The 23,500-nt window shown below is 55.8% G+C and carries 22 protein-coding genes; 5 read left to right on the forward strand and 17 right to left on the reverse strand.

Translation table 11 applies throughout. The features are described from left to right. Positions 1 to 40 precede the first annotated feature (40 nt). The 10 genes from ndk to trmJ form a co-directional block, all read right to left on the reverse strand. The gene (gene ndk, locus ACJJIV_RS06035; RefSeq protein ID WP_108731991.1) at positions 41 to 469 is read right to left on the reverse strand and encodes a nucleoside-diphosphate kinase; all 429 of its coding nucleotides are present in this window, start codon (positions 467 to 469) and stop codon (positions 41 to 43) included. Between the two features lie 198 nt (positions 470 to 667). Then, positions 668 to 862, reverse strand: coding sequence for a Fe-S cluster assembly protein IscX (iscX, locus tag ACJJIV_RS06040; RefSeq protein WP_444891109.1), 195 nt, complete (start codon positions 860 to 862; stop codon positions 668 to 670). Between the two features lie 29 nt (positions 863 to 891). Beyond that, positions 892 to 1,230, reverse strand: a complete 339-nt coding sequence (gene fdx / locus ACJJIV_RS06045; protein ID WP_152451921.1) for an ISC system 2Fe-2S type ferredoxin — start codon at positions 1,228 to 1,230, stop codon at positions 892 to 894. Positions 1,231 to 1,307: 77 nt separating this feature from the next. Next, on the reverse strand, positions 1,308 to 3,179 hold the full coding sequence (hscA, locus tag ACJJIV_RS06050) for a Fe-S protein assembly chaperone HscA (RefSeq protein WP_444891110.1): 1,872 nt from the start codon (positions 3,177 to 3,179) through the stop codon (positions 1,308 to 1,310). 81 nt (positions 3,180 to 3,260) lie between these two features. Beyond that, entirely contained in the window at positions 3,261 to 3,788 is a 528-nt protein-coding gene (hscB, locus tag ACJJIV_RS06055) for a Fe-S protein assembly co-chaperone HscB (protein ID WP_444891111.1), read from the reverse strand. Positions 3,789 to 3,910: 122 nt separating this feature from the next. After that, entirely contained in the window at positions 3,911 to 4,222 is a 312-nt protein-coding gene (iscA, locus tag ACJJIV_RS06060; protein WP_435583629.1) for an iron-sulfur cluster assembly protein IscA, read from the reverse strand. Positions 4,223 to 4,273: 51 nt separating this feature from the next. Then, positions 4,274 to 4,696, reverse strand: coding sequence for a Fe-S cluster assembly scaffold IscU (iscU, locus tag ACJJIV_RS06065; protein ID WP_444891112.1), 423 nt, complete (start codon positions 4,694 to 4,696; stop codon positions 4,274 to 4,276). Positions 4,697 to 4,723: 27 nt separating this feature from the next. Then, complete coding sequence (locus ACJJIV_RS06070) at positions 4,724 to 5,938, reverse strand: IscS subfamily cysteine desulfurase (RefSeq protein ID WP_252085971.1); 1,215 nt, start codon at positions 5,936 to 5,938, stop codon at positions 4,724 to 4,726. Positions 5,939 to 6,002: 64 nt separating this feature from the next. Then, complete coding sequence (gene iscR, locus ACJJIV_RS06075; protein ID WP_252084806.1) at positions 6,003 to 6,479, reverse strand: Fe-S cluster assembly transcriptional regulator IscR; 477 nt, start codon at positions 6,477 to 6,479, stop codon at positions 6,003 to 6,005. Positions 6,480 to 6,585: 106 nt separating this feature from the next. Then, positions 6,586 to 7,377: a tRNA (cytosine(32)/uridine(32)-2'-O)-methyltransferase TrmJ gene (gene trmJ, locus ACJJIV_RS06080; protein ID WP_444891113.1), complete on the reverse strand. Its 792-nt coding sequence runs from the start codon at positions 7,375 to 7,377 to the stop codon at positions 6,586 to 6,588. A gap of 135 nt (positions 7,378 to 7,512) precedes the next feature. On the opposite strand from trmJ, the gene ACJJIV_RS06085 reads away from it, so the two are divergent. Continuing rightward, entirely contained in the window at positions 7,513 to 8,316 is an 804-nt protein-coding gene (locus ACJJIV_RS06085) for an inositol monophosphatase family protein (protein WP_252084804.1), read from the forward strand. Between the two features lie 52 nt (positions 8,317 to 8,368). On the opposite strand, the gene ACJJIV_RS06090 is transcribed toward ACJJIV_RS06085, so the two are convergent. Next, a complete protein-coding gene (locus ACJJIV_RS06090) occupies positions 8,369 to 10,372 on the reverse strand; it encodes a hybrid sensor histidine kinase/response regulator (RefSeq protein WP_444891114.1) in 2,004 nt (667 codons plus the stop codon). Positions 10,373 to 10,938: 566 nt separating this feature from the next. On the opposite strand from ACJJIV_RS06090, the gene ACJJIV_RS06095 reads away from it, so the two are divergent. Beyond that, positions 10,939 to 11,274: a fatty acid desaturase gene (locus tag ACJJIV_RS06095; protein ID WP_444891698.1), complete on the forward strand. Its 336-nt coding sequence runs from the start codon at positions 10,939 to 10,941 to the stop codon at positions 11,272 to 11,274. Between the two features lie 216 nt (positions 11,275 to 11,490). Further along, positions 11,491 to 12,651 carry an acyl-CoA desaturase gene (locus tag ACJJIV_RS06100; protein WP_444885878.1) on the forward strand — a complete coding sequence of 387 codons (1,161 nt, stop codon included), beginning with the start codon at positions 11,491 to 11,493 and terminating at the stop codon, positions 12,649 to 12,651. Between the two features lie 52 nt (positions 12,652 to 12,703). Here the strand turns inward: ACJJIV_RS06100 and ACJJIV_RS06105 are convergent, their stop codons facing one another. From ACJJIV_RS06105 to ACJJIV_RS06130, 6 genes are all read right to left on the reverse strand, one after another. Then, positions 12,704 to 13,708 carry an alpha-L-glutamate ligase-like protein gene (locus tag ACJJIV_RS06105; RefSeq protein ID WP_252084800.1) on the reverse strand — a complete coding sequence of 335 codons (1,005 nt, stop codon included), beginning with the start codon at positions 13,706 to 13,708 and terminating at the stop codon, positions 12,704 to 12,706. Between the two features lie 9 nt (positions 13,709 to 13,717). Next, complete coding sequence (locus ACJJIV_RS06110) at positions 13,718 to 15,250, reverse strand: inactive transglutaminase family protein (RefSeq protein ID WP_252084799.1); 1,533 nt, start codon at positions 15,248 to 15,250, stop codon at positions 13,718 to 13,720. 55 nt (positions 15,251 to 15,305) lie between these two features. After that, entirely contained in the window at positions 15,306 to 15,998 is a 693-nt protein-coding gene (locus ACJJIV_RS06115; RefSeq protein ID WP_444891115.1) for an ATP-dependent zinc protease family protein, read from the reverse strand. Positions 15,999 to 16,281: 283 nt separating this feature from the next. Further along, positions 16,282 to 16,605 carry a YqcC family protein gene (locus tag ACJJIV_RS06120; protein ID WP_444885880.1) on the reverse strand — a complete coding sequence of 108 codons (324 nt, stop codon included), beginning with the start codon at positions 16,603 to 16,605 and terminating at the stop codon, positions 16,282 to 16,284. A gap of 105 nt (positions 16,606 to 16,710) precedes the next feature. Continuing rightward, the gene (gene dinG, locus ACJJIV_RS06125) at positions 16,711 to 18,849 is read right to left on the reverse strand and encodes an ATP-dependent DNA helicase DinG (protein ID WP_444885881.1); all 2,139 of its coding nucleotides are present in this window, start codon (positions 18,847 to 18,849) and stop codon (positions 16,711 to 16,713) included. Positions 18,850 to 18,964: 115 nt separating this feature from the next. Further along, positions 18,965 to 20,134 (reverse strand): 1-acyl-sn-glycerol-3-phosphate acyltransferase, encoded by a 1,170-nt coding sequence (locus ACJJIV_RS06130; RefSeq protein ID WP_444888193.1) that lies wholly within the window; start codon positions 20,132 to 20,134, stop codon positions 18,965 to 18,967. 326 nt (positions 20,135 to 20,460) lie between these two features. Between ACJJIV_RS06130 and nhaC the strand changes: the two genes are divergently transcribed. Together nhaC and ACJJIV_RS06140 are read left to right on the forward strand one after the other, a co-directional pair. Then, positions 20,461 to 21,966, forward strand: a complete 1,506-nt coding sequence (gene nhaC / locus ACJJIV_RS06135; protein WP_444888192.1) for a Na+/H+ antiporter NhaC — start codon at positions 20,461 to 20,463, stop codon at positions 21,964 to 21,966. Next, positions 21,959 to 23,035, forward strand: coding sequence for a DUF3549 family protein (locus tag ACJJIV_RS06140; protein WP_444891116.1), 1,077 nt, complete (start codon positions 21,959 to 21,961; stop codon positions 23,033 to 23,035). The genes nhaC and ACJJIV_RS06140 overlap by 8 nt, the downstream gene beginning before the upstream one ends. The last annotated feature ends 465 nt before the right edge of the window (positions 23,036 to 23,500 follow it).

The following is a 23,500-nucleotide window of genomic DNA, read 5'->3' on the forward strand; positions in this document are numbered from 1 at the left end:
TGCACCGGTCCGGACAGACCGGTGCGATTTGTGGCGCTAATTAAGCGCGCGCGCAGATTTCGTCGTCGGCGAAGAAGTAGCTTACTTCGCGGGCGGCGGACTCTGCGGAGTCGGAACCGTGTACAGCGTTAGCGTCGATGCTGTCAGCGAAGTCAGCGCGGATGGTGCCAGCAGCCGCTTCTTTCGGGTTGGTAGCGCCCATCAGATCGCGGTTTGCCAGGATAGCGTTCTCGCCTTCCAGAACCTGTACAACAACCGGACCGGAAGTCATGAAGTCAACCAGGTCTTTGAAGAAAGGACGCTCTTTGTGCTCAGCGTAGAAACCTTCAGCCTTTTCACGGGACAGTTGAACCATTTTCATGGCAACGATGCTCAGGCCAGCTTTCTCAAAACGGCTCTCGATTTCACCGATTACATTCTTGGCTACTGCGTCCGGCTTGATGATGGAAAGGGTACGCTCCAGGGCCATGGTTATCTCCAAATTGATTTTTGTAACTTAACTTACATATAGAAAGAGCAACCTACACAGTTGCTCTTCCCTAGTATTCCTTTCATACCCACCGGGGGTACTCAATTTTTGATCACCGCATTTCGCGGCCGGCGGATTATACGGGGTATTGATCGACTTTTGTACTCCAATACCAATACCCCCTTAAACCCATTCTGACTACTCGCGTTCCTCAATCCAGGCGGCCTGAATAGCCTCCAGAATCTTTTCACCACAACGGCTCGGCTCGTCATCAAACTCAGGTAACGCCATCACCCAGTTGCGCAAGTCAACAAAATTGACGGTAAGCGGGTCCACATCTTCATGGGCTTCGCAGAGCTCAATAGCGATATCGTGAATATCGGTCCACTTCATTGTTTTGGCTTCCTCACTACCCGCGGCACTCAGTGCTTTTCGGACACCTGGTTGATGGTGTATTTGGGAATTTCCACCACCAGATCTTCGTCTTCAACGATCGCCTGACAAGACAGGCGCGACTCGGGTTCCAGGCCCCAAGCCTTGTCCAGCAGGTCTTCTTCCAGCTCATCGGGCTCCTCCAGGGAGTAGAAGCCTTCGCGCACAATCACATGGCAGGTAGTACAGGCACAGGCCTTCTCGCAGGCGTGCTCGATCTCGATATCGTTGGCCAGTGCCGCATCGATTACACTGACACCGCTCTCCGCTTCCACCACTTTACCTTCAGGGCACATTTCCGGGTGGGGTAAAAATACTATCTTCGGCATGGGTACTGACTCTCTATGGTCTCAATCCGACGGGGGCAAGCCCCGGCCGCAAGTTGTGCGGGCTAGGCGCCCACCGCTTATTTATCAAATTCATCCAGGCTGTGGCCGCGCATGGCGCGCTTGATAGAAGCATCCATACGTTTGGCCGCAAAGGGCTCTGACAGCTGGTTAAGGGTCTCCATACGCTGACGAATCTCATCGGCATCTCCCCCGTTATGGGCCAGGCGCAGAGCTTCCATTGCATGCTCCAGCTCACTCAGCTCATGCTCTTCCAGCAGCTCGGCGCCGTTTTCACGCAGGGCCATCAGCAAACTCTCTAAAGTCCGCTCCGCCTCAACCTGCGCCTCGCGCAAAGCACGCAGGGCAATATCCTCGGCGGCGTGGGTATAGGATTCCTGCAGCATGCGCGCTATGTCCTTATCCTCCAGGCCGTAGGAAGGCTTCACTACGATATCTGCACTAACACCACTGCTCTTCTCCATTGCAGTCACCGACAGCAAGCCATCCGCATCCACCTGGAAGGTCACGCGAATATGAGCGGCACCCGCCACCATTGGAGGAATTCCGCGCAATTCGAAACGTGCCAGCGAGCGGCAGTCGCTAACCAGCTCTCGCTCACCCTGCACCACATGAATCGCCATGGCGGTCTGGCCATCTTTGAAAGTGGTGAATTCCTGAGCTTTAGACACCGGAATGGTGGTATTGCGCGCAATCAACTTCTCGGTGAGCCCACCCATGGTCTCAATACCCAGAGACAACGGGATTACATCCAGCAGCAGCAGGTCGTCGTCGGATTTATTGCCCACCAACACATCGGCCTGCAGGGCGGCACCAATGGCTACCACTTGATCCGGATCGATTTCAGCATGGGGCGCACGGCCAAAATAGTCTTCGACCCGCTCACGCACCCGCAAAGTCCGAGTGGAACCACCCACCAGAACCACTTCCTGCACTTCATCCACACCGATATCGGCATCGCGCAGGGCGCGTTTGCAGGCGCGCAGGGTCTTGTCGATCATGGGATCCAGCAACGAGGCCATGGTCGCCCGATCGAGCACGCCCCGCCAGTCCCCATGGTGTATTTCTACCTGCTCGGCACCACTCAGGGACTCCTTAGCAGCGCAGGCACTATCTAGTAACAACCGCTGAGTCGACGCATCCAGATCAGTGCCCAGGCCCGCCTGCTCGGCAATCCAGGCCGCAATAATGCGATCAAAGTCATCGCCACCCAAAGCCGTATCACCACCGGTGGCCATTACCTCAAAAACACCGCGGGACAGTCGCAGGATTGAAATATCAAAGGTGCCGCCGCCCAGGTCATAGACAGCGATCACGCCCTCTTCCCCCCGATCGAGGCCATAGGCTACCGCCGCGGCAGTCGGCTCATTGAGCAGGCGCAGCACCTTCAGGCCGGCCAGCTTGGCCGCGTCCTTGGTCGCCTGGCGCTGGGCATCATCAAAATAGGCCGGCACGGTAATCACTGCGCCGTCGAGCTCGCCATCCACTTTGCCGTAGAGTGCATCGCGGCCACGCTGGGCCAGCTTCTTAAGGATTTCCGCAGACACCTGCACCGGGTTAACCGGGCCGGCGGCAGTTTCAATTGTGGGCATGCCGCCATCGGTATCGGAAAAATGATAGGGCAGCTGCTCGCCCAGGCTTTTTACATCGGCGACCCCACGGCCCATCAAGCGCTTGATCGACAGCATGGTGTTGTAGGGATCAGCAGCAGCACGCAGACGCGCCTCGCTACCAACGGTAATACCGTCGCAGCTGTAGTGCACCGCCGAGGGCAGGATAACACTGCCATCCTCTGCCGCAATGGCCTCTGCCGAGCCGCTGCGCACCGTGGCCACCAGTGAGTTGGTGGTGCCCAAATCGATGCCCACCGCGTATTTGCGCTGATGGGGGTCGGGACTCTGCCCCGGCTCGGAAATCTGCAGTAATGCCATTACTTATCTCTTCTATCAGCGGGATTTATCGCGTTGGCACCGCCTGTGCCAGATCCCGGTTTATTTTCTGGTAGCGCTTGTTTAATCGCCGAACAGATCAGCTTCCAGCTCTTCCACTTGCGACTGCAGCTTGACCAGGAATTGCTGCTTGCGCAGGGCGTCTTCTGCTTCGCTGAACTTGCCCGCGGCATAGGCCCCAGCAAATTGCCGCTGCGCACCGCGGTAGAGGTCATCCACCTCTTCGGCGAGTTCCTCCAGGGCAACAGTGGGATTTGCTTGCTCGCGCACTTCCTCCAGGCGCTCGCGCAGCAGCATCTGCTGCATCAGGAACTCTGTATCGGCGGTAGTCTGCTCAGGTGGCACTTCCACCCCAGCCAACTTGAGCAGGTAAGCAGCGCGTTGCACCGGATCGCGAAGTACCGTGTGGGCTTCATTGATCTGCGCAGCCATTTGAATAGCGAGCAACTGTTCGCGCTCGGATTTGGAAGCGTATTTATCCGGGTGGAATTCCCGCTGCAATTCCCGATAGCGTGCGGACAGAGCACTGCGATCGAGTTCAAAGGCGGGGTCAAGCCCGAATATTTCAAAATGGGTCAGGTTGGTTGCCATCTCAGTTCACCTGCCGGCACTGGGCCTTAAAAACTGGGCGGCGGCGCCGCACCCGGCAACTGCCGGGCCAATAAAAAGGCCGGCATGCGCAGTGCATCCGGCCTCGCTGAAGCGGGCCACACTCAGACGTGGAAACTCTCGCCGCAGCCACACTCGTTTTTGACGTTGGGATTGGTGAAGGTGAAGCCTTCGTTGAGCCCTTCCTTAACGAAGTCGAGCTGGGTACCATCCAGGTAAACCAAACTCTTGGGGTCTACGATCAGCTTTACTCCATCCTGCTCGAATACCACGTCTTCGGCCTCTGCCGAATCGACAAATTCCAGTACATAGGCAAGGCCTGAACACCCGGCGGTCTTAACACCCACACGAATGCCGATTCCCTTACCGCGCTTGGCCAGCTGACTCTTGATATGAGCCTCAGCGGCCTCGGTCATAGTAATAGCCAAAACAATACCTTCACTGCTATTGGGCCCTGGGCCCGGTGGTTAACCTGCGGCGGATTCCGGTGCATCAGCGGCTTCGGTAGACTCACCGCGCTTTTCACGGATGTTGCGTACAGCGGCCTTGATTGCATCTTCGGCCAGCACGGAACAGTGAATTTTCACCGGTGGCAGCGCCAGCTCCTCGGCGATAGCGGTATTTTTGATCTGCTCCGCCTCATCGATAGTCTTACCTTTCACCCACTCAGTGAGCAGGGAGCTGGAGGCGATAGCGGAACCGCAACCGTAGGTTTTGAACTTGGCGTCTTCAATCACACCCGCGTCGTTCACCTGGATCTGCAAGCGCATCACATCACCACAGGCAGGCGCACCCACCATACCGGTGCCTACATTGTCCGCCTTGTCGTCCATGCGCCCGACATTGCGGGGGTGTTCGTAGTGGTCAATTACTTTATCGCTATAGGCCATGACTTTTCTCCTAACTCTTGTGCGCGCTTAGTGAGCGGCCCATTCAATCTTGTTCAGGTCCACACCGTCTTTGTACATATCCCAAAGCGGCGACAATTCACGCAGTTTCTCCACTGCCTTGCGCACGGCGGCCGCGGCGGTGTCCACGTCCTGCTCGCTGGTGAAGCGGCCGAAGCTGAAACGCAGGGAGCTGTGCGCCAGCTCATCGTTTACACCCAGGGCGCGCAACACGTAGCTGGGCTCGAGACTGGCGGAGGTACAGGCGGAACCGGAGGAAATTGCCAGGTCGCGCAGGGACATAATCAGGCTCTCGCCCTCTACAAAGGCAAAGCTCACGTTCAAGTTGCCCGGTACACGCTGTTCCGCGGAACCATTGATATGGACTTCTTCCATATCTTTGATCTGATCCCAGAAGCGGTTGCGCAGGGAAACCAGACGCTCGCCCTCTTGCACCATTTCCTCTTTGGCGATGCGGAAGGCTTCACCCATACCGACAATCTGGTGAGTCGGCAGAGTGCCGGAACGCATACCGCGCTCGTGGCCGCCACCGTGTATCTGCGCTTCCAGACGGACGCGGGGTTTGCGGCGTACATACAGGGCGCCGATACCTTTGGGGCCGTAGATTTTGTGGGCGGAGAAGGACATCAGATCGACCTTCATCTCCTGCAGGTCGATAGGCAGTTTGCCTGCGCTTTGCGCCGCGTCCACATGGAAAATAATTTTGCGCGAGCGACACAGCTCACCGATCGCGGCGATATCGTTAATTACACCGATTTCGTTGTTCACGTGCATCAGGCTCACCAGAATGGTGTCCTCACGCAGCGCTTCCTCAACCTGTTGCGGGGTCACGATGCCGTCTTCACGGGGGTTCAGATAGGTTACTTCGAAGCCTTCACGCTCCAGCTGGCGACAGGTGTCTAGTACTGCCTTGTGCTCAATTTTGGAGGTGATGATGTGCTTGCCGCGGCCCTGATAGAAGTGCGCCGCACCTTTGATCGCCAAGTTATCGGACTCGGTGGCACCACTGGTCCAGACGATCTCGCGGGGGTCAGCATTAATCAGCTCAGCCACCTGACGACGGGCATTTTCCACCGCCTCTTCGGCTTTCCAGCCGTACAGGTGAGACCGTGAAGCCGGGTTACCGAAGTTGCCTTCCATCGTCAGCTGCTCTGCCATCTTTGCAGCGACACGCGGGTCAACCGGACAGGTAGCTGAATAATCCAGGTAGATGGGAAGCTTCATAGTCATACCGTTTCCGCTCAATAATTCTCAAATATTCCGCTTTGGCCACAGTTGTGGCCGATATTTACAAGCCGCCGAGTACGGCGACCCGCTCTTCCGGCGCTTCGCGCATATCCTGGCGGCGTGCCACTTCCTGTACCTCGGCGCGAGACACCAAGTTGGCCAGGCTGATTCCGCTCAGGAAACCGTGAATCTGATCACTCAGGTCTGACCAGAGGTAATGGGTCAGACACTGTTCGCCATTGGCGCAATCGGCGTTGCCGCCACAGCTGGTGGCATCCACCGATTCATTGACTGCATCAATGATCTGAGCCACAAAAATCTCTTCGCCATCGCGGGCTAGACGATAACCACCGCCGGGGCCGCGCACACTGGACACCAGTCCGGATTGCCGCAGGCGGGAAAATAACTGTTCCAGATAGGACAGGGAGATGCCCTGCCGTTTGGAAATATCTGCCAAGCTGATCGGCCCACGCTCTGCATGCAACGCCAGATCCAGCATGGCGGTTACCGCATAGCGGCCTTTGGTTGTTAAACGCATACCAGCTCCCAACTGATGAACAGCCCTTTTCCGATCGGGGCGCGAGTATGAAATAACCCAGCACCTTAGTCAAGTATATAACCAAGCAAAGTACTCGGGTACTCAACTAGTCTGGGCGTCCCTTGCCACCAGAGCGGTGAATATAGTTCTGGATGGAGGTGAGCATGCCACGCAGGATACCCAGCTCCATATCATCCGGGCGCACACGGCTGTACAGCCTGCGCAGTCGGGTCATAGTCTGGCGAGGGTTATCCGGATCGATAAAGCCCAGTTCACCTAAAGCTTGCTGGAGGTGCTCAAAATAGAGCTCCATATCGCTGGCTTTGGACGGTGGGCGATCCCAGTCTGCATAACTCATAGGCTCGCCATTCTCTGCTTCCAGCGCCGCCATACGCACCTCATAAGAAAGCACCTGTACGGCGGTCGCCAGGTTTAGAGAGCTGTACTCGGGGTTGGCCGGAATATGCACATGGTAATTGCACGCCTGAAGCTCTTCATTGGTCAGGCCGCGGTCTTCACGACCAAACACCAGCGCCACCGGGTGGCTGGAGGCCTCGGCCACTGCGCGCTCACCGCACTGGCGTGGTGTCAGCAGAGGCCAGGGAATACGTCGCTCGCGGGCACTGGTAGCCACCACCAGGCCGCAATCTGCCACCGCCTCTTCCAGAGTGTCCACTACTACTGCACTGTCGAGCAGCTCCGCCGCACCAGCGGCGCGCCACACGGCATTGGCCGCAGGGAATTCCCGCGGTGCAACCAGATAGAGCTGGCTCAGGCCCATATTCTTCAGGGCGCGCGCCGCGCCGCCAATATTTCCTGGGTGGGCACTGTTAACCAGAACCACACGCACATTGTCGAGCGCACTGAGCGGAGTCGTGTCTAATGGGGACTTGGCCATACTGAAAGTAATAATTCGGTGTCATGGGGGCGCGCGAGTGTAGCAAAAAGGAGCGGGAATCCATACAATCGCGTCCGCTGCGGTTAACCCGCGGTCTGCTTTTTAACCACTTCAACCACTTAGTGCGGAATAGTTATGGAACCCATGCTAAATATTGCCCTGCGCGCGGCGCGCAAGGCCGGAGAATTGATCGAACGGGCCTGGGAGCGCGGCGACCTGATGAAATTCGAGGAAAAGGCGCGCAACGATTTCGTCACCGAAGTGGACAAGGCCAGCGAACAGGAGATTATTTATCACCTGCGCAAAGCCTACCCCAAGCACAGCATCCGCGCTGAAGAGAGCGGCCTGATCGAAGGCGCCGAGCCCGACTACGAGTGGATTATCGACCCTCTCGATGGCACCACCAACTTTATCCACGGCGTACCCCAGTTTGCGGTATCTATCGCCTGCCGCTACCGCGGCCGCATTGAGCACGCGGTGGTACTCGACCCGATTAAGCGCGAAGAATTCACCGCGAGCCGCGGTCGCGGCGCGGCCCTTAACGGCCGTCGCATCCGCGTTTCCCCCCGCCAGGGCCTGCGCGGCGCTCTAATTGGCACCGGCCTACCCTTCAATGGCCCCGCTCTGGAAAACATCGACCCCTACCTGGGCGCTTTGAAAGAGATCGCCGGGCAGACCGCCGGCATCCGCCGCCCCGGCGCCGCCGCACTGGACCTGGCCTATGTAGCGGCCGGGCGCTTCGACGGTTTCTGGGAGATGTATCTGAATACCTGGGATATCGCTGCAGGCTCGCTACTGGTCAAAGAGGCCGGCGGTTTAATCAGCGACTTCCGCGGTGGAGAGGACTACCTGGAATCCGGCAATCTGGTCTGTGCCACCCCCAAAGTCTTCAAGCCGCTGGTGCAGATCGTCGGTAAGCACCTGGGCTCCGTGCGCTAAGCTTCATTCACTCGCTGGCCCGGCGACTGCCGGGCCAGCTGTTACGGTGCCGCTAAACTGACCGACCGGCCCGCCCAAGGGTATCCGCCAGCACACGCGACAACTGCATAAAGTCAAACTCTGCCGGCAGTGCCGGATAGTTCTCCCCACTAGGTTTTTCACCAACCAGTACAAAGCGCATGGCTCTGGTGGCGATATCCTCCTGCAAAATAGAGATTAGGTCCGCAGCGGACATGCCCGGCACCTCACTGTGAAACAACAGTACATCGGGGCGCTGCGTTCGCGCGATAAAAATTGCCTCCACCACATCGGTGGCAATCAGGCACTGAACCTGGGGACTCTCCTTCAGCATTTCCTTTAGCTGGTCGGCCGCAGCAGGGCGGTTATCCACAAGTAAAACGCGCCCCTCCGGCAACTGCGGAGGCTCCTGTGGATGAGCGGAAAAGCTCATAAGGGCATCGGGCGCATCGATCATAGGGAATTCGATCCAGAAAACTGAGCCCTGCCCCTCCTGACTATCAAAGTCGATTCGCCCACCCATAGCCTCGGTGAGCCGCTTGGCAATTGCCAGACCCACGCCGGTCCCCTCTATATGGCCCTTTTCCTCCCCCAAACGATTAAAGGGTTCGAACACCTCGCTGCGCCGATCCGGAGAAATGCCCTTACCGGTATCGAGAATACTCAAGCGCAGCCAGCCCTCTGCCTGGGGAGTGAAATTAATAATGACCCTGCCATTATCCCGGTTGTATTTCACTGCATTGCCGGCGAGGTTTAGAACCACCTGTTTGTAACGAACTGGGTCTGCGCAGATATAGGCGGATTCCCAGCCGAGAGGCTCGTAGACCAGACTGACCCGGCGGGTCTCCGCCAGTGGTTCCAGCAGGCGCTTACATTCGGCCACTAGTTCCACCGGGCGCACCGACTCCATTGAGGGGCCGAGCCGCCGACTGTCGATACGGGCGAGCTCCAGCACATCCCCCACCAGGTGCAATAGGTGTTGACCCGCTCGGCGAATCTCCCCAAGCCGCTGGCGTTGGTCGGAGTTCAAGCTCTGATCCAGTTCCACCATTTGGCTGTATCCCAAAATGGCGTTGAGAGGGGTCCGCAGCTCGTGGCTCAGGCTGAATAAAAGATCGGCTCGATGGGCATTTTCCTCACGTTGCTGGTGCAACTCCCGTTCCAGCCGCGCCTGGCTCTCACGTCCAGCGCTAACATCCTGTAAAACCCCGAACACCCGCACCGGTTGACCACGGCTGTCCAGTTGGGCCTTGCCGCGACAGCGAACCCATACCAAGCTGCCATCGGAGCGCCACAGGCGGAATTCCACATCCAGGGGCAGCCGGTCGCGCACATGGTCCAACATGGATTGTTCCACCCTGGCTATATCCTCGGTGAGAATACGCGCTTTCCATTGCTCCGCAGCAGAGCGCCCAATACTACGAATCGGGCTCACCTCGTAGCCGAGAATCCCCCAACAGGCGTCATCGAGTACCATTTCATCGGCGCGTAAATCCCATTCCCACAAACCATCTCCCACCCCGGACAACGCCTGCAGCGGTCGCTCACTGGGTAGATTGGTCAGATAGCGCTGCGAAAGTGCCTCGCTATAATCGGCACAAGTGCCAATCGCGATCACCTCGCTGCCATCAGCACTGGTGGTAGCCCGGCCACAAAAGCGCAACCAGCGCATTTGTCCGGAGATGTCGTAGGCGCGAAAAGCGATATCGAAGTAGCCACCCTCGCTGGCGATCCTTTTGCGTAACGCCAAAATACGGTGACGCTCATCAGAATGCACCGGGTGCAACTCGGCGCCAGACCACAGCCCCTGAAGGGCGCGATCAGCACTATCGGCAAACAAATGCCAGATATCCCCCTGAGCGCGCTGGGCGCCACTATTTAGGTGCCACTCCCACAGGCCGCAATCCACATCCATCATCAGCCCCTGCAGGCGACCGGTTTGGTGTGTGAGCTCCAGAACATCCAGAGAGTGCAACTCCTCTGGAGTTGCCAGCAGGAAAGGGAGATGGGGCGGAACGGGGTTCTGAAATTCGGACACGCTTAACTCGATTCGTTGGCATTGCTGGCAAAAAAAAGGGGCATTTATACCTAGGCGCGAAAAGGGCGTCTATTTACCAAGCATTAGTGCCAATCAGAATTCCACACAGAGTCACAAAAATAAAATTTTTTTCGAGTGGGAGCGCTTGGAAAGAGGGATAGAAGAATAAAAAAGGCCCCGCAGAGCGGGGCCATAATCAGCGATGATGAGAGAAAACGGGAAGTCCCTCATTGGAAACGGTTTACCATAACCCCATGCAAACTCCCCGAAGTACGGGTCATGCGTCCCGTACGTTTCTAATATTGCAATCGGTATGCCAACTTTCTCGTAGGATTTTGCGGTGGCCGATCTCTTTTTTTCCTGGCGACCAAGCAATATGAACCAACAAGTGCCAAAAAACCTAAATATCGCACCAAAAAGAGGCGCAACCTGCCAAGGACAGCAACCACTAGAGGCCTGATGTAAAAAAATCCCTCTGAGAAATTCTGTGCGCCACTAGATTGGATGATCCACAAATATCCCTTAGGTAGAACAATGCCAAAGGCCTTTAGTGGGACAACATTGTGATGGGGCAACACCGCCACTCTCTGCTGATCGCCGCCAGTATGAACTTTGCTTTCGGCCTAATCCTCGGTCTGATTACCGGAGGTATTGTCGCCATGTTTTTGCTGGCAGGTGTTTTGCGCATGGTAATCAATCACCATGCCGCCTTCGCTTTCAACTCTTTGGGGCCACCACTGGAGCAAAAGAAAGTTCAGGGCGATATTTCGGCCCGGGACAACCCTGTTATCCATACTTTTGCATTTGGCGAGGGCTATCAAAACTCCCATCACGCCTTTCCCAAAGACTATCGAAATGGCGTAGGCTGGTTTGCGTACGACCCGACTAGACTAAAGAGCTGATAAAGGGCCTCAGTTGGCTGGGTATCACTTGGCAGTATGGATGGCTGCAAAAAGCGCACTGCGCCTCCTCACAATAATTATCTATATTCTCTGTGTAGCGTCGTATTGGTAACTGGAAATTATCCCCAGAAATACACCGCCAAATAACATCATAGAAAAATTGCGCCACTAACTATACGGGGCTTCCCGAGGCCGTTTCACAAACAGGCTCGAATTATGAATACTGCTTCACCAACATCCACAACCAAGCGCAAATGCTTTTGGGTTCCCACAGTGCTGTTTGCCAGTACAGGTTTCCTGGCCCTGACCGCCGTGCCCATCTACGGGCTGATGGTTGGGTATCACTGGTACCAGTGGCTCGCCTTCGCACTATTAGCCGCCTTGTGCAGTCTCTCGGTAACAGCAGGCAATCACCGGCTCTGGTCTCACAGAAGCTATAAAGCCCACTGGTCTCTACGCCTGTTCTTTGCCTTGTTCAGCGCGGCTGCCCTACAAAACTCCACCCTGACCTGGAGCGCTGCGCACCGCTTGCACCACCGCCATATTGATGACAATGATCGCGACCCCTACTCAGCAATGCGCGGCTTCTGGTTTTCTCATATCGACTGGATGATGCACGAATATCCAAGCAGCCACTTGGATTATAAAAATGTCGGGGATCTGAAGCGGGACAAGATCGTGATGTGGCAACACAATCACTATATCCCCATCACCCTCAGTATGAACCTGGGTATTCCTTTAGCGCTTGGGCTTCTCACCGGCGATGTGATCGGCATGCTATTGCTCGCAGGAATACTACGTATCGTAGTCAACCACCACACAACTTTTTTGGTCAACTCCCTGGCGCACATGTGGGGCAAACGCCCCTACAAAAACGATATCAGTGCGCGAGATAATATCTTTCTGAACTTGTTGGTTTTCGGTGAGGGATACCACAACTACCACCACGCCTTTCCTGCCGATTATCGCAATGGCGTAGGCTGGTTTGCGTACGACCCGACTAAATGGATGATCAAGCTGTTCAGTTGGATCGGTATCACCAACGACCTAAAAACCCCCTCAGCGGTACAAATACAGAAAGCCAAACTGTCAGTGCAGTTCAGCCAGGCGGAGGAGAAGCTCGGAGGCAGCGCACACCGGGAGGACTGGTTAAAACTATTGGAGAACGAGGCCATACAATTCGCCAGGGCTCTGGAAAACTGGAAAAACCTGCAGTTACAGCGCGCCCAGTGCCGCGGGGATAAGATCGCGGAGAAGTGGCGTTCGCTGGCAATTCAAAACAAGGTTAAGGAGTTAGAGTTCGGCTTGAAAATGCAGAGCCGGCGTCTGAGCAGACTGATAAAGCAGTGCCAGACGGATTCAGCCACATCCTCCTAACAGTGCTGCGAAAATAATGGAAAATGGCAATAGGCAACTGCCTTCGAGCGGGTTAAAGGGTTTTTTCCGCAGCGAATTCACGCATGGAATACGCCACCCGCTCGTCCACCCCTTTCTCGAGCATCTCTTCATCCAGCCCCTCGATAAAGCGCAGGCGCTGGCGCAGACCCACACCGTTAGCTACCTGAATTGCGAGACCGGGACGAGCATTGGCTTCGAGTAATAACGGACCGCGCTCACGATCCAAAACGATATCGCACCCCAGATAGCCGAGTCCGGTCATTTCATAACAGCTCGCCGCCAGACGCACCAGATCGTACCAACCCGGAACCTTCAGCTCTCCGAAAGACATCTTGGTATCCGGGTGGTGCTGGATGCGTAAGCCGCGCTGTACAGCGTGGCAGCTCTTGCCTGTGGCCAGGTCGATACCCACTCCTACAGCGCCTTGGTGCAGATTAGCTTTACCATCGGAGCTATGGGTAGAACAGCGCAGCATTGCCATCACCGGAAAACCGCGAAACACAATCACGCGAATATCCGGTACTCCTTCAAAAGAGTAATCCTGAAACACCGGGTCAAAATCCACCAGAGCCTCCACCATTACCCGGTCAGGCTTGCCGCCGAGGCTGTAGAGGCCACTGTGGATATTGTTAACGTGACGCAGAATATCCAGGGCTTCAACTTCAGAGCCGGAAATCTTCTTGTACTTATCCCCATCGCGCCCGGCAATGACCAGGATACCTTTGCCTCCCGAACCGCGCGCGGGCTTGATTACAAACTTCCACAAGGGATCGATCACTTCCATCACACGCTTGCGGCTGGCCGGAGTTTCAAAGGCCGCGATCAATTCCGGTACTGGTATGCCTGCGCGCTTGGCCGCTCGCTTAGTGTTCAGCTTGTCGTCGACAATTGGGAATTTTTCCCGATCGTTGTAGCGCGCAATGTAATTGATATTGCGTGCATTCATCCCGAGTATGCCCATCTCATTCAGGGCCATCGGCGAAACCATACCACCGCGAACCTTGTTGATGATGTGCTTGAATGAAAATTGAAGCATCGCAACCCCCTACTTGATCAGAGGCCGAAAACGCATCAGCTCGCTGAGGCGATAACCGGTGTAGTTACCCACAACCAAGATAAAGGCCAGCAGCACCAGCAGCAGCTCGGGGAAATTAAAGGTCCAGTGTTCCACATAGCGGTTAGTCATCACCCACCAGGCCAAAACAGCCACCAGCAGGCTGCCGCCGGCCTGTACAATTACCTCGTAGGGGCCATCCTCCTCCCAAACGATGGACATGCGCTCAATGGTCCAGGCCAAAATAATCATCGGGAAGAAGGTCACCGTCAGTGCCTGCTCAATTCCGAGCTTATAACTGACCACACTGATCACCCCCATAATGAGCACCACCGTGACCACCACGGCGGCGATCCTCGACACAAGGAGCAAATTGAGCCGACTCAAGTAGAAACGCACCCACAATCCGAGCACCAGGATCAATACAAAAATTGATAGCCCTGTGAGCAGCTGGGTTTCAATAAAGGCTATTGCCAGGAGTACCGGCATAAAGGTACCGGAGGTGCGCAAGCCGACAAAGATGCGCAGCAGCACCACCACCAGGGCACCTACCGGCACCAGTAAAATCAATTTAAAGATGCTCTGTTGCTCGATGGGCAGGCTGTAGATGGAGAAATCCACCAGCGCCTCTTTTTCGCCCTTTGTGCTGCGCATGGAGACATCCCGTGCAGGCACGTCATTGGAAATGACCGAGAAAGTCACCTGCGAATTGCGGCCACCCTCCAGGTCCAGCAGACTCTTGCCACCGCGCTGCCAGATAAAGAAGTTTTCTGGAATTCCGGGCAAGCCGCTGCTTGGCTCGAAAACAATCCAGCGCTGCCCATCGTAAACTTCGAGCAGATCCTCTGGAGCAAGGCGGCGACGGTCGTCCTCAAGGTAGAGGCCGCGGATGCGATGCGCGGGAATATCAGCGGTGGCCAGCATCAGCAGAGCGACATCCACCAGGGATTTATCGGTGTAGTGGCGGAAGACCAGGTTGCGATCCTGGTTACCATCGTCATTCAGCTCAAACAGCAATTGAGTGGTGAAAGATTCCACGTCGGAGGAGCGCTCGCGGGCCTGCTTAACCAACGAATCAATCGCCAGGCGCACGGCTTCTTGCTCCCGTGCACCGAGGAAAGGTTTCTGTACCTGGGTGCTGAGATTCAAAGGCTGCTCGAGCGCCGCACCGGGAGTCTGGTACACATCCAAGCGATAGAACAGGGACTGGGGTCCCTCGGCGGAGCGGCGCGTCCAAACTGCCCGATACTCATCATTTTCCCGGGCGATAAAAAAGCCAAAACCGGAGGAACTGAAAGTCTCACCGAGGATTTCCATATTGCGTTGCTCACGGGGCAAAGTCAGCGCAGCTTTTACCGGGCCGCCCTCCGCATCGAAACCCACTTTGGCCTCAATGGTCCAGACAGTACGGTATTCACCCGGCAGCAGTGGAAAACCTAATTCGAAATGTTTGTAAGCGGTGAGACCCGCCCCGATCAATGCGAGCAATGCCGCAATAACATAAACTTGAACGCGCGGCGACATTCGCCCTTCCCCGTAACTCTAGGGTTCCAAAAGGAACCTAATCTTAATAAGCGGCCTATTTATACCCGAACACCCGAGGCTGCCCTTGGATATTGCGCCGGCTCACATCGACAACCGCGGCATCTTTGAGGAAATTGCGTCCCAGCACCATCACAATATCGTTGCGGCCCTCATCCGTCAGACTGACCTCAACCATATGAGTAACCTCACCCACAGTGAGATTCATCTCCACTACCGGGCGACGCTGGCTCGGGAAACCAATACGGTTCGCACGGATATGGCGTTTGATGGGCAGTTCGATGGTAGAAGTTTCGGCCTTACCATCCACTTCCGGCAGTGCCAGCTGAATTCTGATCCAGTCCTCACCATCGCGCTCAAAGCGTGTCAGTGTATGGGCGCGCAAGGTGGTTGTCGGCGCACCGGTATCCACCACAGACTCAACAACCAGACCGGAGGGCTCGATAGAGATTTTCTCCACTGCCCCTAGTACCAATTTGTCCTTGGCGACGGGCACTTCGACTACTTTTTCTAGGGTTCGTTCGATGACTTTTTCAACGACCCTGACCTCTGGTTCTGCGCAGATCACCTCCACAGGCTCTGGGCACTGGAGTATTTCGCCCTGAGATTGGCCCGATTGTGCAGTAGCGGGTTCTGCCCCTTGCTGGCTCTGTGCGGGGTACATCAGCGACTGACAGCCCAGCAATAACTGGACCGCGACCAATAACCACAGAAGGGAAAATTTCTGCATCCTAACGATTACCTCTAGCCCCATTAGCATTCCAATCCGACCGCACTGTCTTCGCAGCGTTCACGGTAGCAAGCGCAGAAATTCCTCCCAACGCAAGCAAAAGGCCGATATTAGCCTATGAAAGAGCTTGGTGAACAGGGATGTTCCTAGAGTCGAGCGATGCAAGCGCCACAATGTGACACGCGCCAGATCTTGAGAATTTGACGGCCAACCGTGAATCGTTATAGCTAACAAAGTAGATGAAAGCGAGGTGGGGCGCCCAGTGGACGCCAGAGAGGAGGACTCAGCCGCGCTGCAGGCGCTCGTCGATGCCCTTGAGAATCTTGATCAGAGGCTCAGCGCCTCCCCTCTCTTTGAAGAACTCTTCCGCGATTGGCGCTATGCCACACTGTTGCGGTAGCGGCATCTGCCCCTCAATTAGCTGGCGCATACGCGGCAAAAAGATGAATTGCAGCCACTGCGGCAGAGTCAGGGTATCTACACAGAAAGGTTCCCTGCTGGCTAAGGCTTCCGCTGTTGGGGCCTCCTCCTGCCACAGGGCCATGCGGCGCAACTCGGCTTCGAGCTGTAACAATTGATCGGCGACTTCAGAGTAAATAGCTTGCATAGATCCAATCCCTAAACCGCCCTGCCGGGCGGCTTGTAATCCCAGTGCCCCTGGCAGGAATTCCAAACCTGTAGACGAAAATGGGGCACACCAAAGAGTAAGAGGTTATTCGATATGGCGGTTAAAAGGCGGCAGTGAATTGAGAATCGCCTGGCCGTAGCGACGGCTCACTACACGGCGATCCAGCAGGGTGACTGTTCCACTATCCCCTTCCGCACGCAACAAACGACCGCAGGCCTGTACCAGTTTCAGGGCTGCATCCGGCACGGTGATCTGCATAAATGGATTGCCACCCTTGGCCTCAATCCATTCTGCCAAGGCCGCCTCAATTGGGTCATCGGGCACCGCGAAAGGCAACTTGGCAATCACCACATGCCTGCAGTAATCCCCAGGCAAATCCAGGCCCTCGGCAAAACTGGCAAGACCAAACAACACACTGCTGCCACCACCATCGACGATTTCACGGTGTGAGTCGAGTAAATGCTGACGGGACTGTTGCCCTTGCATCAGGATACGGTTGCGCCAGGTACCGGGCAGTGCCTCGTAGACCGTCTCCATCTGGCGGCGAGAGGAGAAGAGTACCAGGGAGCCACCAGAGTCCTTAAGCAACTCCGGTAGAGCATCAATCACCGCATCGGTGTGCTGGTCCGCATTACCTGCATCCACGGCACAAGCGGGAACCTGCAGGGTGGCTCTGGAAAAATCAAAGGGACTGGGGACCACTTGGTAGCTGGCATTTTCCGGGGTACCGGCACGCATGCGCAGGCGGTCAAACTTGCCCAGCGCGGTGAGCGTCGCGGAGGTAAGCACCGCACCGTAGCAGCGCCGCCAAAGGCTATAATCCAAAGTCTTGCCGGCCAGGATGGGCGAGCTGCACACCTCAAAATCGGTCGAACCACCCCAATCCACCAGCGTGACCCAGCGCGCCTGAGGCAGGGCACCATCGGCATCGGCGCGGGCATAGTTGGCCCAGAGCAACAAATTCGCCTCGGCACGCCCATACCAGCTGCCTAGCTGCGGGTACCAACGCTCCAGGTCTACAATAGGCACCGGAGAGTGGGCGTCCTCAAGCATACGCTGAGCCGTTTGCAACATTTTGCCGAACAGCCCCTCAAGCTCGTCAAAATCCTCGCGCAGCTTTTCCGCCAGTTGCATCATGGAATCCGGCACCACTCCACCCTCGAAGCGGTGTCGGGTGGTATTACCCCGCTCATCCTCAAATTCGCACAACTCCTCAATCAGCGGCCACATCTGCTCCAGACCCTGTTTGGCAGAGGTGAGCACCGCCGGTAGTTGCTCACCACAGCGATCCAGTTCGGCGCCATCGCCGATCTCTCCCAGCATCTGGCCAAGGGCCTTGTTGGCTTGGTCGAGCCAACCGGTGGAGGCGCCGACACGGCTGTGATGGGAGAAATGATTGAGGGCCTTGTCCGGCAGGTGATGGGCCTCGTCGAGCACGTAAATCGTCTCTTCTGGGGGAGGCAATATGGCACCGCCGCCCAGGGCCAGGTCCGCCAGTAACAAATCGTGATTGGCAACAATCACTTGGGTCTTGCCCAAGCTCTCGCGCGCGCGAAAGAAACTGCAATTGGTGACATGGGGGCAGCGACGGCCGCTGCACTGACGGTGATCTGTAGTGATCCGACCCCAGTCATCGGCCTCGATAGTTTCCGGCCAGTTGTCGCGGTCACCATCCCAACGGCCAGAGGTCAGACTGTCAGTCATCTTCTGGTAGAGGGCAACACTATCCTCTCCCACCTGGGGCAGCTCGTCTTCATAGAGTCCCAGAGAGAGGCCGGTACCGCTGGCGGAAAAACTGGAGAGTAGTTGATCTAATTTTGACAGGCACAGGTAGCGACCGCGCCCCTTAGCCAGGGTGAACTCAAAGTTGAGGCCACTGTGACGCGCCACTTCAGGCAGGTCCTTGTGGATAATCTGTTCCTGCAAAGCAACTGTGGCAGTGGAAATCACCAGGGTTTTGTCCTGGGCCTGGGCCAGAGGAATGGCGGCAAGTAGATAGGAGACCGTTTTACCGGTACCGGTACCGGCTTCCACCACACAGATATGCTCGCCATCTGTCTTACTGCTGTCGCGCTCGCCACTGGCACTTTGCACAATCGAGCCCAGCGTGCGGGCAATGGCTGCCACCATCAGTTTTTGCCCATAACGGGCCTTGAGGCCACGGCTGGAAAGGAATTGGCTGTAGGCAGCCTGGATGGCAGTTTTGTGTTTATCGTTGAGCACGGGGGAGAGTCTATTCGCTAGTGGGTGGCGCAGGGGGCGTTATTATCCACTAAGCGCCCCCTCCTCACCAGCACCGCAGAGGCTGAGTGCCCCTCTTACACTGACTCCAAAACAGTTATTCAAATGCGAGGCGTGAAACTACCGGATTGGCATAGGCCTGGATCGCCTTTTCCCGCCAACGCTCATCGACCTTGGCCATGCGCGCTTCAAACTTCTCACGGGTCTCCAAGTGTTCACTGGCATCCCAGGGCTTGTGCGGGTAACCCACCGGCAATCCGGACACCTCGCCGTAGATCATTTCGTAGGCGATCAGATTCGTGGGATGCAGGGTGTAATTGCCGACAATCTGGCGATCAATCTCTTCAGCGACGCTGTTAACGTCATTGAAATCCGCCTCGATCGGTGTACCAAATGCGGTGTGCACCCGCCCTTTGAAGCCGATCACACCCTTGCCGATGGAGGCCAGATCCTCGTTCTTGGCCTTCTTGTACTCGTCCTTGTGTTCGGTGATGTAGAGTTCCTTGGCTTTCTGGGCATCGCAGGGGTCCCACTCGTAGGAGATGGACAGGGGCACTATGTGCAACTTGCGCCAGAAATCCGCAAAGGGCATATCCCGATCTTTAGTCATGGCGAACATGGCCGCCAAGGCCGGATTAGTACGATCCATACCATCCTTCGCACGCCCGGAGCGCTGCGCGATCCACACATGCTCATTGTCATTCACGATGGAGTGGTAGATGTAGTTAGACAGCATTGTCGCCGACTGCAGCTTTTCCCTGCGGGTGCCAGAGCTGCGCTTAACGGTAAAGCACTTGTTGAGCTTCATAATATCGCCGGCAAACTGCTTGCCCAGCAGGTTATCGCCGATGGCGATTCGGGAGGTCTCATGCCCCTCCTTGTACATGGACACGATGGCAAAAGCCGGGTCCATGGCAATATCCCGGTGATTGCTTACAAAGAGGCAGGCGCGGTCCCGCGGCAGGGTATCCAGCCCGGAAATCGTCAGCCCGGAGGTGGTGCGGCTCACCACCTTGTCGATATATTTTTCTACAATCGCCTGCACACCACGTACATCGTGCACTTTGCGGAATTCAAAACGCAGGAACTGACGTACCAGCCAGGCCAGGGGGCCTTCCAAGCGTGCCAGTTTGGGGATCAGGAAATGCGCTACAGCGTGGGACATTTCCGGATCGGCGATCAGCCTGTCCAATACAGCACGCACCTCATCGTCGCGATAAGGGCGCATATCCTCAAATTGAGCGGGGTCTAACTCACTTGCTCTCATGACATCACTACCTGCCGGACCGACTATCTACCCGTGGCCCGGGCTCATTTTATTGTACGGCCACAGGGTAGCCGGGATAAGAAATCGGCGCAGAACATACCGGAAGCCTCGCCGAACTGCTAGCACCTCACCCGACCAGATCGATGACCAAGGCGATGAAAGAACCGTTAGACGGGTCAGTCAGCAAAAAGGTCCTCCTGTCCCAATGCTATTCAAAGTAGACTTCACCGTCCCAAGCCGGGAGAATAGGAAGGTCAACCGCCGCCGACGGCAAAAACAACGATAACGAATACGGCACAAGCCACGCAGTCAAGCAGGAGTCCACCTTGTCTCAAGCCACCCCCATAAATGAACCGCGCACGCCCAGCCTGCTGGATGCGTTGATCCCCCTGGGGATCCTGATCGCTCTCTTATCGCTGTCAGTGTACTTCTATGGCGCCGACTCCTCTTACGGCCCCAACCAAATTGCACTGCTGTTGTGCGCCTGCGTAGTTGCGCTGATGGGCATGAAAAATGGTCACAGCTGGAGTGATATGGAAGGCGGTATGCTGCACGGCATTGGCCTGGTATTCGGCGCGATTCTGATACTACTGGCAGTGGGTGCTTTGATCGGCAGTTGGATATTAGCCGGTACCGTGCCGTCGATGATTTATTACGGGGTACAGATTCTCTCGCCCCAATGGTTCTACGCCGCCAGTTGTATTATCTGTGCCGTAGTGGGTCTTAGCATCGGCTCCAGCTGGACCACCGCCGGCACACTGGGTGTGGCTCTGATGGGGATTGCCGGTGCACTTGGCTTGTCCCCGGAAATCACTGCGGGTGCGGTAATTTCCGGCGCCTACTTTGGCGATAAGATGTCGCCGCTATCTGACACGACTAACGTGGCTGCGGCGGTAACATCGAATGATCTGTTCCAGCACATCCGTCATATGATGTCGACCGCGATTCCAGCCTTCGTTATCGCCTTGGTGGTGTTCGCGTATCTCGGCCTCACTTCTGAGGCCAGCACTGCCTCCGCCTCAGATATCGAGTCTTTACTTACTGCCCTGAAGAGCGAATTCAAAATCTCCCTGATCAGCCTGCTGCCTCTGATCTTGCTACTCGCTATGGCCTGGCGCAAAGTCCCCGCCTTCCCCACGTTGATCGTCGGCTCCCTGGTGGGCTGTGCCATCGCACTGATTTTCGAACCAGAAGCTGCTCGCCGCCTAGGCGGAGGAGAAGGCGCATTGGCCACGCTCAAAGGCGCCTGGTACAGCCTGTTCGATGGCTATAAATCCACCTCCACGAATGAGAATGTCGCCGCACTCCTCTCGAAAGGCGGTATGAGCAGCATGCTCAATACCGTGTGGCTGATCACCTCGGCCATGGCCTTCGGTGGCGCCATGGAGCGCGCCGGCTTCCTACAGGTCATCGTTCAAGGTGTTTTATCACTCGTTAAAACTGTAGGTGGCCTGGTAACTGCCACCGTATTCACCTGCTTTGGCATGAACCTAGCCGCTGGTGACCAGTATATGGCGATTATTATTCCGGGCCGTATGTTCCGCGAAGCCTTCAAGGAAAAGGGCCTGCACGGGCTTAACTTGTCACGCACCCTCGAGGATTCTGGCACCATCACCTCCGTGCTGATTCCCTGGAATACCTGTGGAGCCTTTATGGCTGCAACGCTGGGTATTGGAACCTGGCAGTATTTACCTTTTGCCCTATTCAATATTATCTGCCCGCTGCTAGCGATCGCCTACGGCTGGTTGCACTTTAAGCAGATGCCGATCTCAGTTGCGGCCACAGCACCCTCCGATAAAAAAGAAGGAAATCTACAAAGCTGTCATGAGTGAAAGCGGTAGCCTGAGCGCCCTGATAAAAGAGGCGGACTTTAAATTACGCTGGTTCGATCTGGGCCGGCGTCTTCAATCTGTACCAAAGTCTACAGCCGAGGCTTTCGAGGCGGGCCAAAAAGCCTGGCCTCACCCCTATTTGCGCCAGGCCTGGAGCGGACTCTTACTGCAGCCCGTTGAGGGTGGTGAACCGGCGGTTTGGTTCTTGCGCTTTCCCCTCGATGAGCAGGGCAAGCTACAGCTACAGGCCCGCGATGGCTTGCTGCGCGCCCTGGCCCAAGAGCTGAAGCAGGCGCCCGCTTCGGAATCCGCAGCGCAGCTGGACCAATTACTGCAACAAAGCGGTCTACTTTATACTCCTTCCAACGAGCGCCAAGCTGCATTTCACGCGCACACCCAACGGCTTCTGAAGCGTACACCTAGCGCGCACTATGCAGCAGTACTCGACTATTTTCACAACCCCCAGAAGTCCCGCTGGGATAACCTGGCCCTACAGGGCATTGCCGATCTATCAGCCCGCTGGGACTCCCAGAAAGAGCTTCTGTTAAATCAGTTGTCCCATATTGCTGCGCCAGTTTTTGTCAATCTGTGCCACTGTCTGGAAAATGAAGCGGTCGATCACCAGTTGGTAGAAGTCATCGCCACTCGGGCACGTGACTCTTTACAAGATGACACTCCAGATTTCACCCTGATTGCCGCTGCAGTGCGTGGTATCTCTCATTCGCCGGCGCAGGGGTTGCGCAGCACTTTACTGCAAGAAGTTTTAAAGCATCTGACACAAAAATCATCGAGTGGCACTCAGAGCATCAAGGCTAAGTCTATAGAGCTTCTTGCTGCCATCGGCAGCCGCTGCCCCCAAGACCTAGAAAATCCACAATTAGCCAAACTCTGGCTCAATGCACTGGCAGATAGCGATAACCAGGATACCTTTAACTTATTGCTCTCTGACTTGATGTTTCTGCCCAAGGTGCGCACCTCTCTACTGAGTACATTACGTGACCCCGAACGGAATGAAACCCTTGCTCAGGCCTTCGGTCATTTCCTTCATGGACCCAAATCCATTCACTAGGATCTTCAATCTGGCAATGATGTAGCAAAATTTTGGCCTACCTCATTGCCATGCTTCACTCCTTAGCTTTACACACTTCACCTGTAAATGAATTTCGCCATCTTCATAAGAAGAGTACCCATCTGCGTAACGAATAAAAGACTGCCATTTTTAAATTCGCCAACTTCTATTCCAGCAATAGTTCACCTAAAATCCCGCTAAAGAAAACTGCAACAAAAAACATTAAAAAATAAATTCCAACGCCCTCCGCCGCCACAAAAAACAATACACTTAGCAGCGCCTCAGAAAGAAAACGCTATTTTTACAGCCTAAAACCCCACAAATTGGCGCAAGCTTCTTCCTGACTTTGCACCTGACAGCTATTTTTTTCCTGCGCCTATTACACTCAATTAGGCGGCTTCTTTGTAAAACACATTTTACAAAGCTGACCAACAGGTGACGTTTTATTGGCTATGCTAATGGCTA

The sequence above is a fragment of the Microbulbifer mixtoriginis (SeqCode) genome (genome assembly GCF_052466765.1).

Bases quoted from the DNA above. Each gene is read 5' to 3' on its own strand.
- iscR (WP_252084806.1), bottom strand. From the start codon at position 6,479: ATGCGTTTAACAACCAAAGGCCGCTATGCGGTAACCGCCATGCTGGAT.
- ACJJIV_RS06140 (WP_444891116.1), top strand. From the start codon at position 21,959: ATGAGTGAAAGCGGTAGCCTGAGCGCCCTGATAAAAGAGGCGGACTTT.
- ACJJIV_RS06115 (WP_444891115.1), bottom strand. From the start codon at position 15,998: ATGCAGAAATTTTCCCTTCTGTGGTTATTGGTCGCGGTCCAGTTATTG.
- ndk (WP_108731991.1), bottom strand. From the start codon at position 469: ATGGCCCTGGAGCGTACCCTTTCCATCATCAAGCCGGACGCAGTAGCC.
- hscA (WP_444891110.1), bottom strand. From the start codon at position 3,179: ATGGCATTACTGCAGATTTCCGAGCCGGGGCAGAGTCCCGACCCCCAT.
- fdx (WP_152451921.1), bottom strand. From the start codon at position 1,230: ATGCCGAAGATAGTATTTTTACCCCACCCGGAAATGTGCCCTGAAGGT.
- hscB (WP_444891111.1), bottom strand. From the start codon at position 3,788: ATGGCAACCAACCTGACCCATTTTGAAATATTCGGGCTTGACCCCGCC.
- ACJJIV_RS06100 (WP_444885878.1), top strand. From the start codon at position 11,491: ATGAATACTGCTTCACCAACATCCACAACCAAGCGCAAATGCTTTTGG.
- trmJ (WP_444891113.1), bottom strand. From the start codon at position 7,377: ATGGCCAAGTCCCCATTAGACACGACTCCGCTCAGTGCGCTCGACAAT.
- ACJJIV_RS06085 (WP_252084804.1), top strand. From the start codon at position 7,513: ATGGAACCCATGCTAAATATTGCCCTGCGCGCGGCGCGCAAGGCCGGA.
- iscX (WP_444891109.1), bottom strand. From the start codon at position 862: ATGAAGTGGACCGATATTCACGATATCGCTATTGAGCTCTGCGAAGCC.
- ACJJIV_RS06095 (WP_444891698.1), top strand. From the start codon at position 10,939: ATGGGGCAACACCGCCACTCTCTGCTGATCGCCGCCAGTATGAACTTT.
- ACJJIV_RS06070 (WP_252085971.1), bottom strand. From the start codon at position 5,938: ATGAAGCTTCCCATCTACCTGGATTATTCAGCTACCTGTCCGGTTGAC.
- ACJJIV_RS06110 (WP_252084799.1), bottom strand. From the start codon at position 15,250: ATGTCGCCGCGCGTTCAAGTTTATGTTATTGCGGCATTGCTCGCATTG.
- ACJJIV_RS06120 (WP_444885880.1), bottom strand. From the start codon at position 16,605: ATGCAAGCTATTTACTCTGAAGTCGCCGATCAATTGTTACAGCTCGAA.
- iscA (WP_435583629.1), bottom strand. From the start codon at position 4,222: ATGACCGAGGCCGCTGAGGCTCATATCAAGAGTCAGCTGGCCAAGCGC.
- ACJJIV_RS06130 (WP_444888193.1), bottom strand. From the start codon at position 20,134: ATGAGAGCAAGTGAGTTAGACCCCGCTCAATTTGAGGATATGCGCCCT.
- ACJJIV_RS06105 (WP_252084800.1), bottom strand. From the start codon at position 13,708: ATGCTTCAATTTTCATTCAAGCACATCATCAACAAGGTTCGCGGTGGT.
- iscU (WP_444891112.1), bottom strand. From the start codon at position 4,696: ATGGCCTATAGCGATAAAGTAATTGACCACTACGAACACCCCCGCAAT.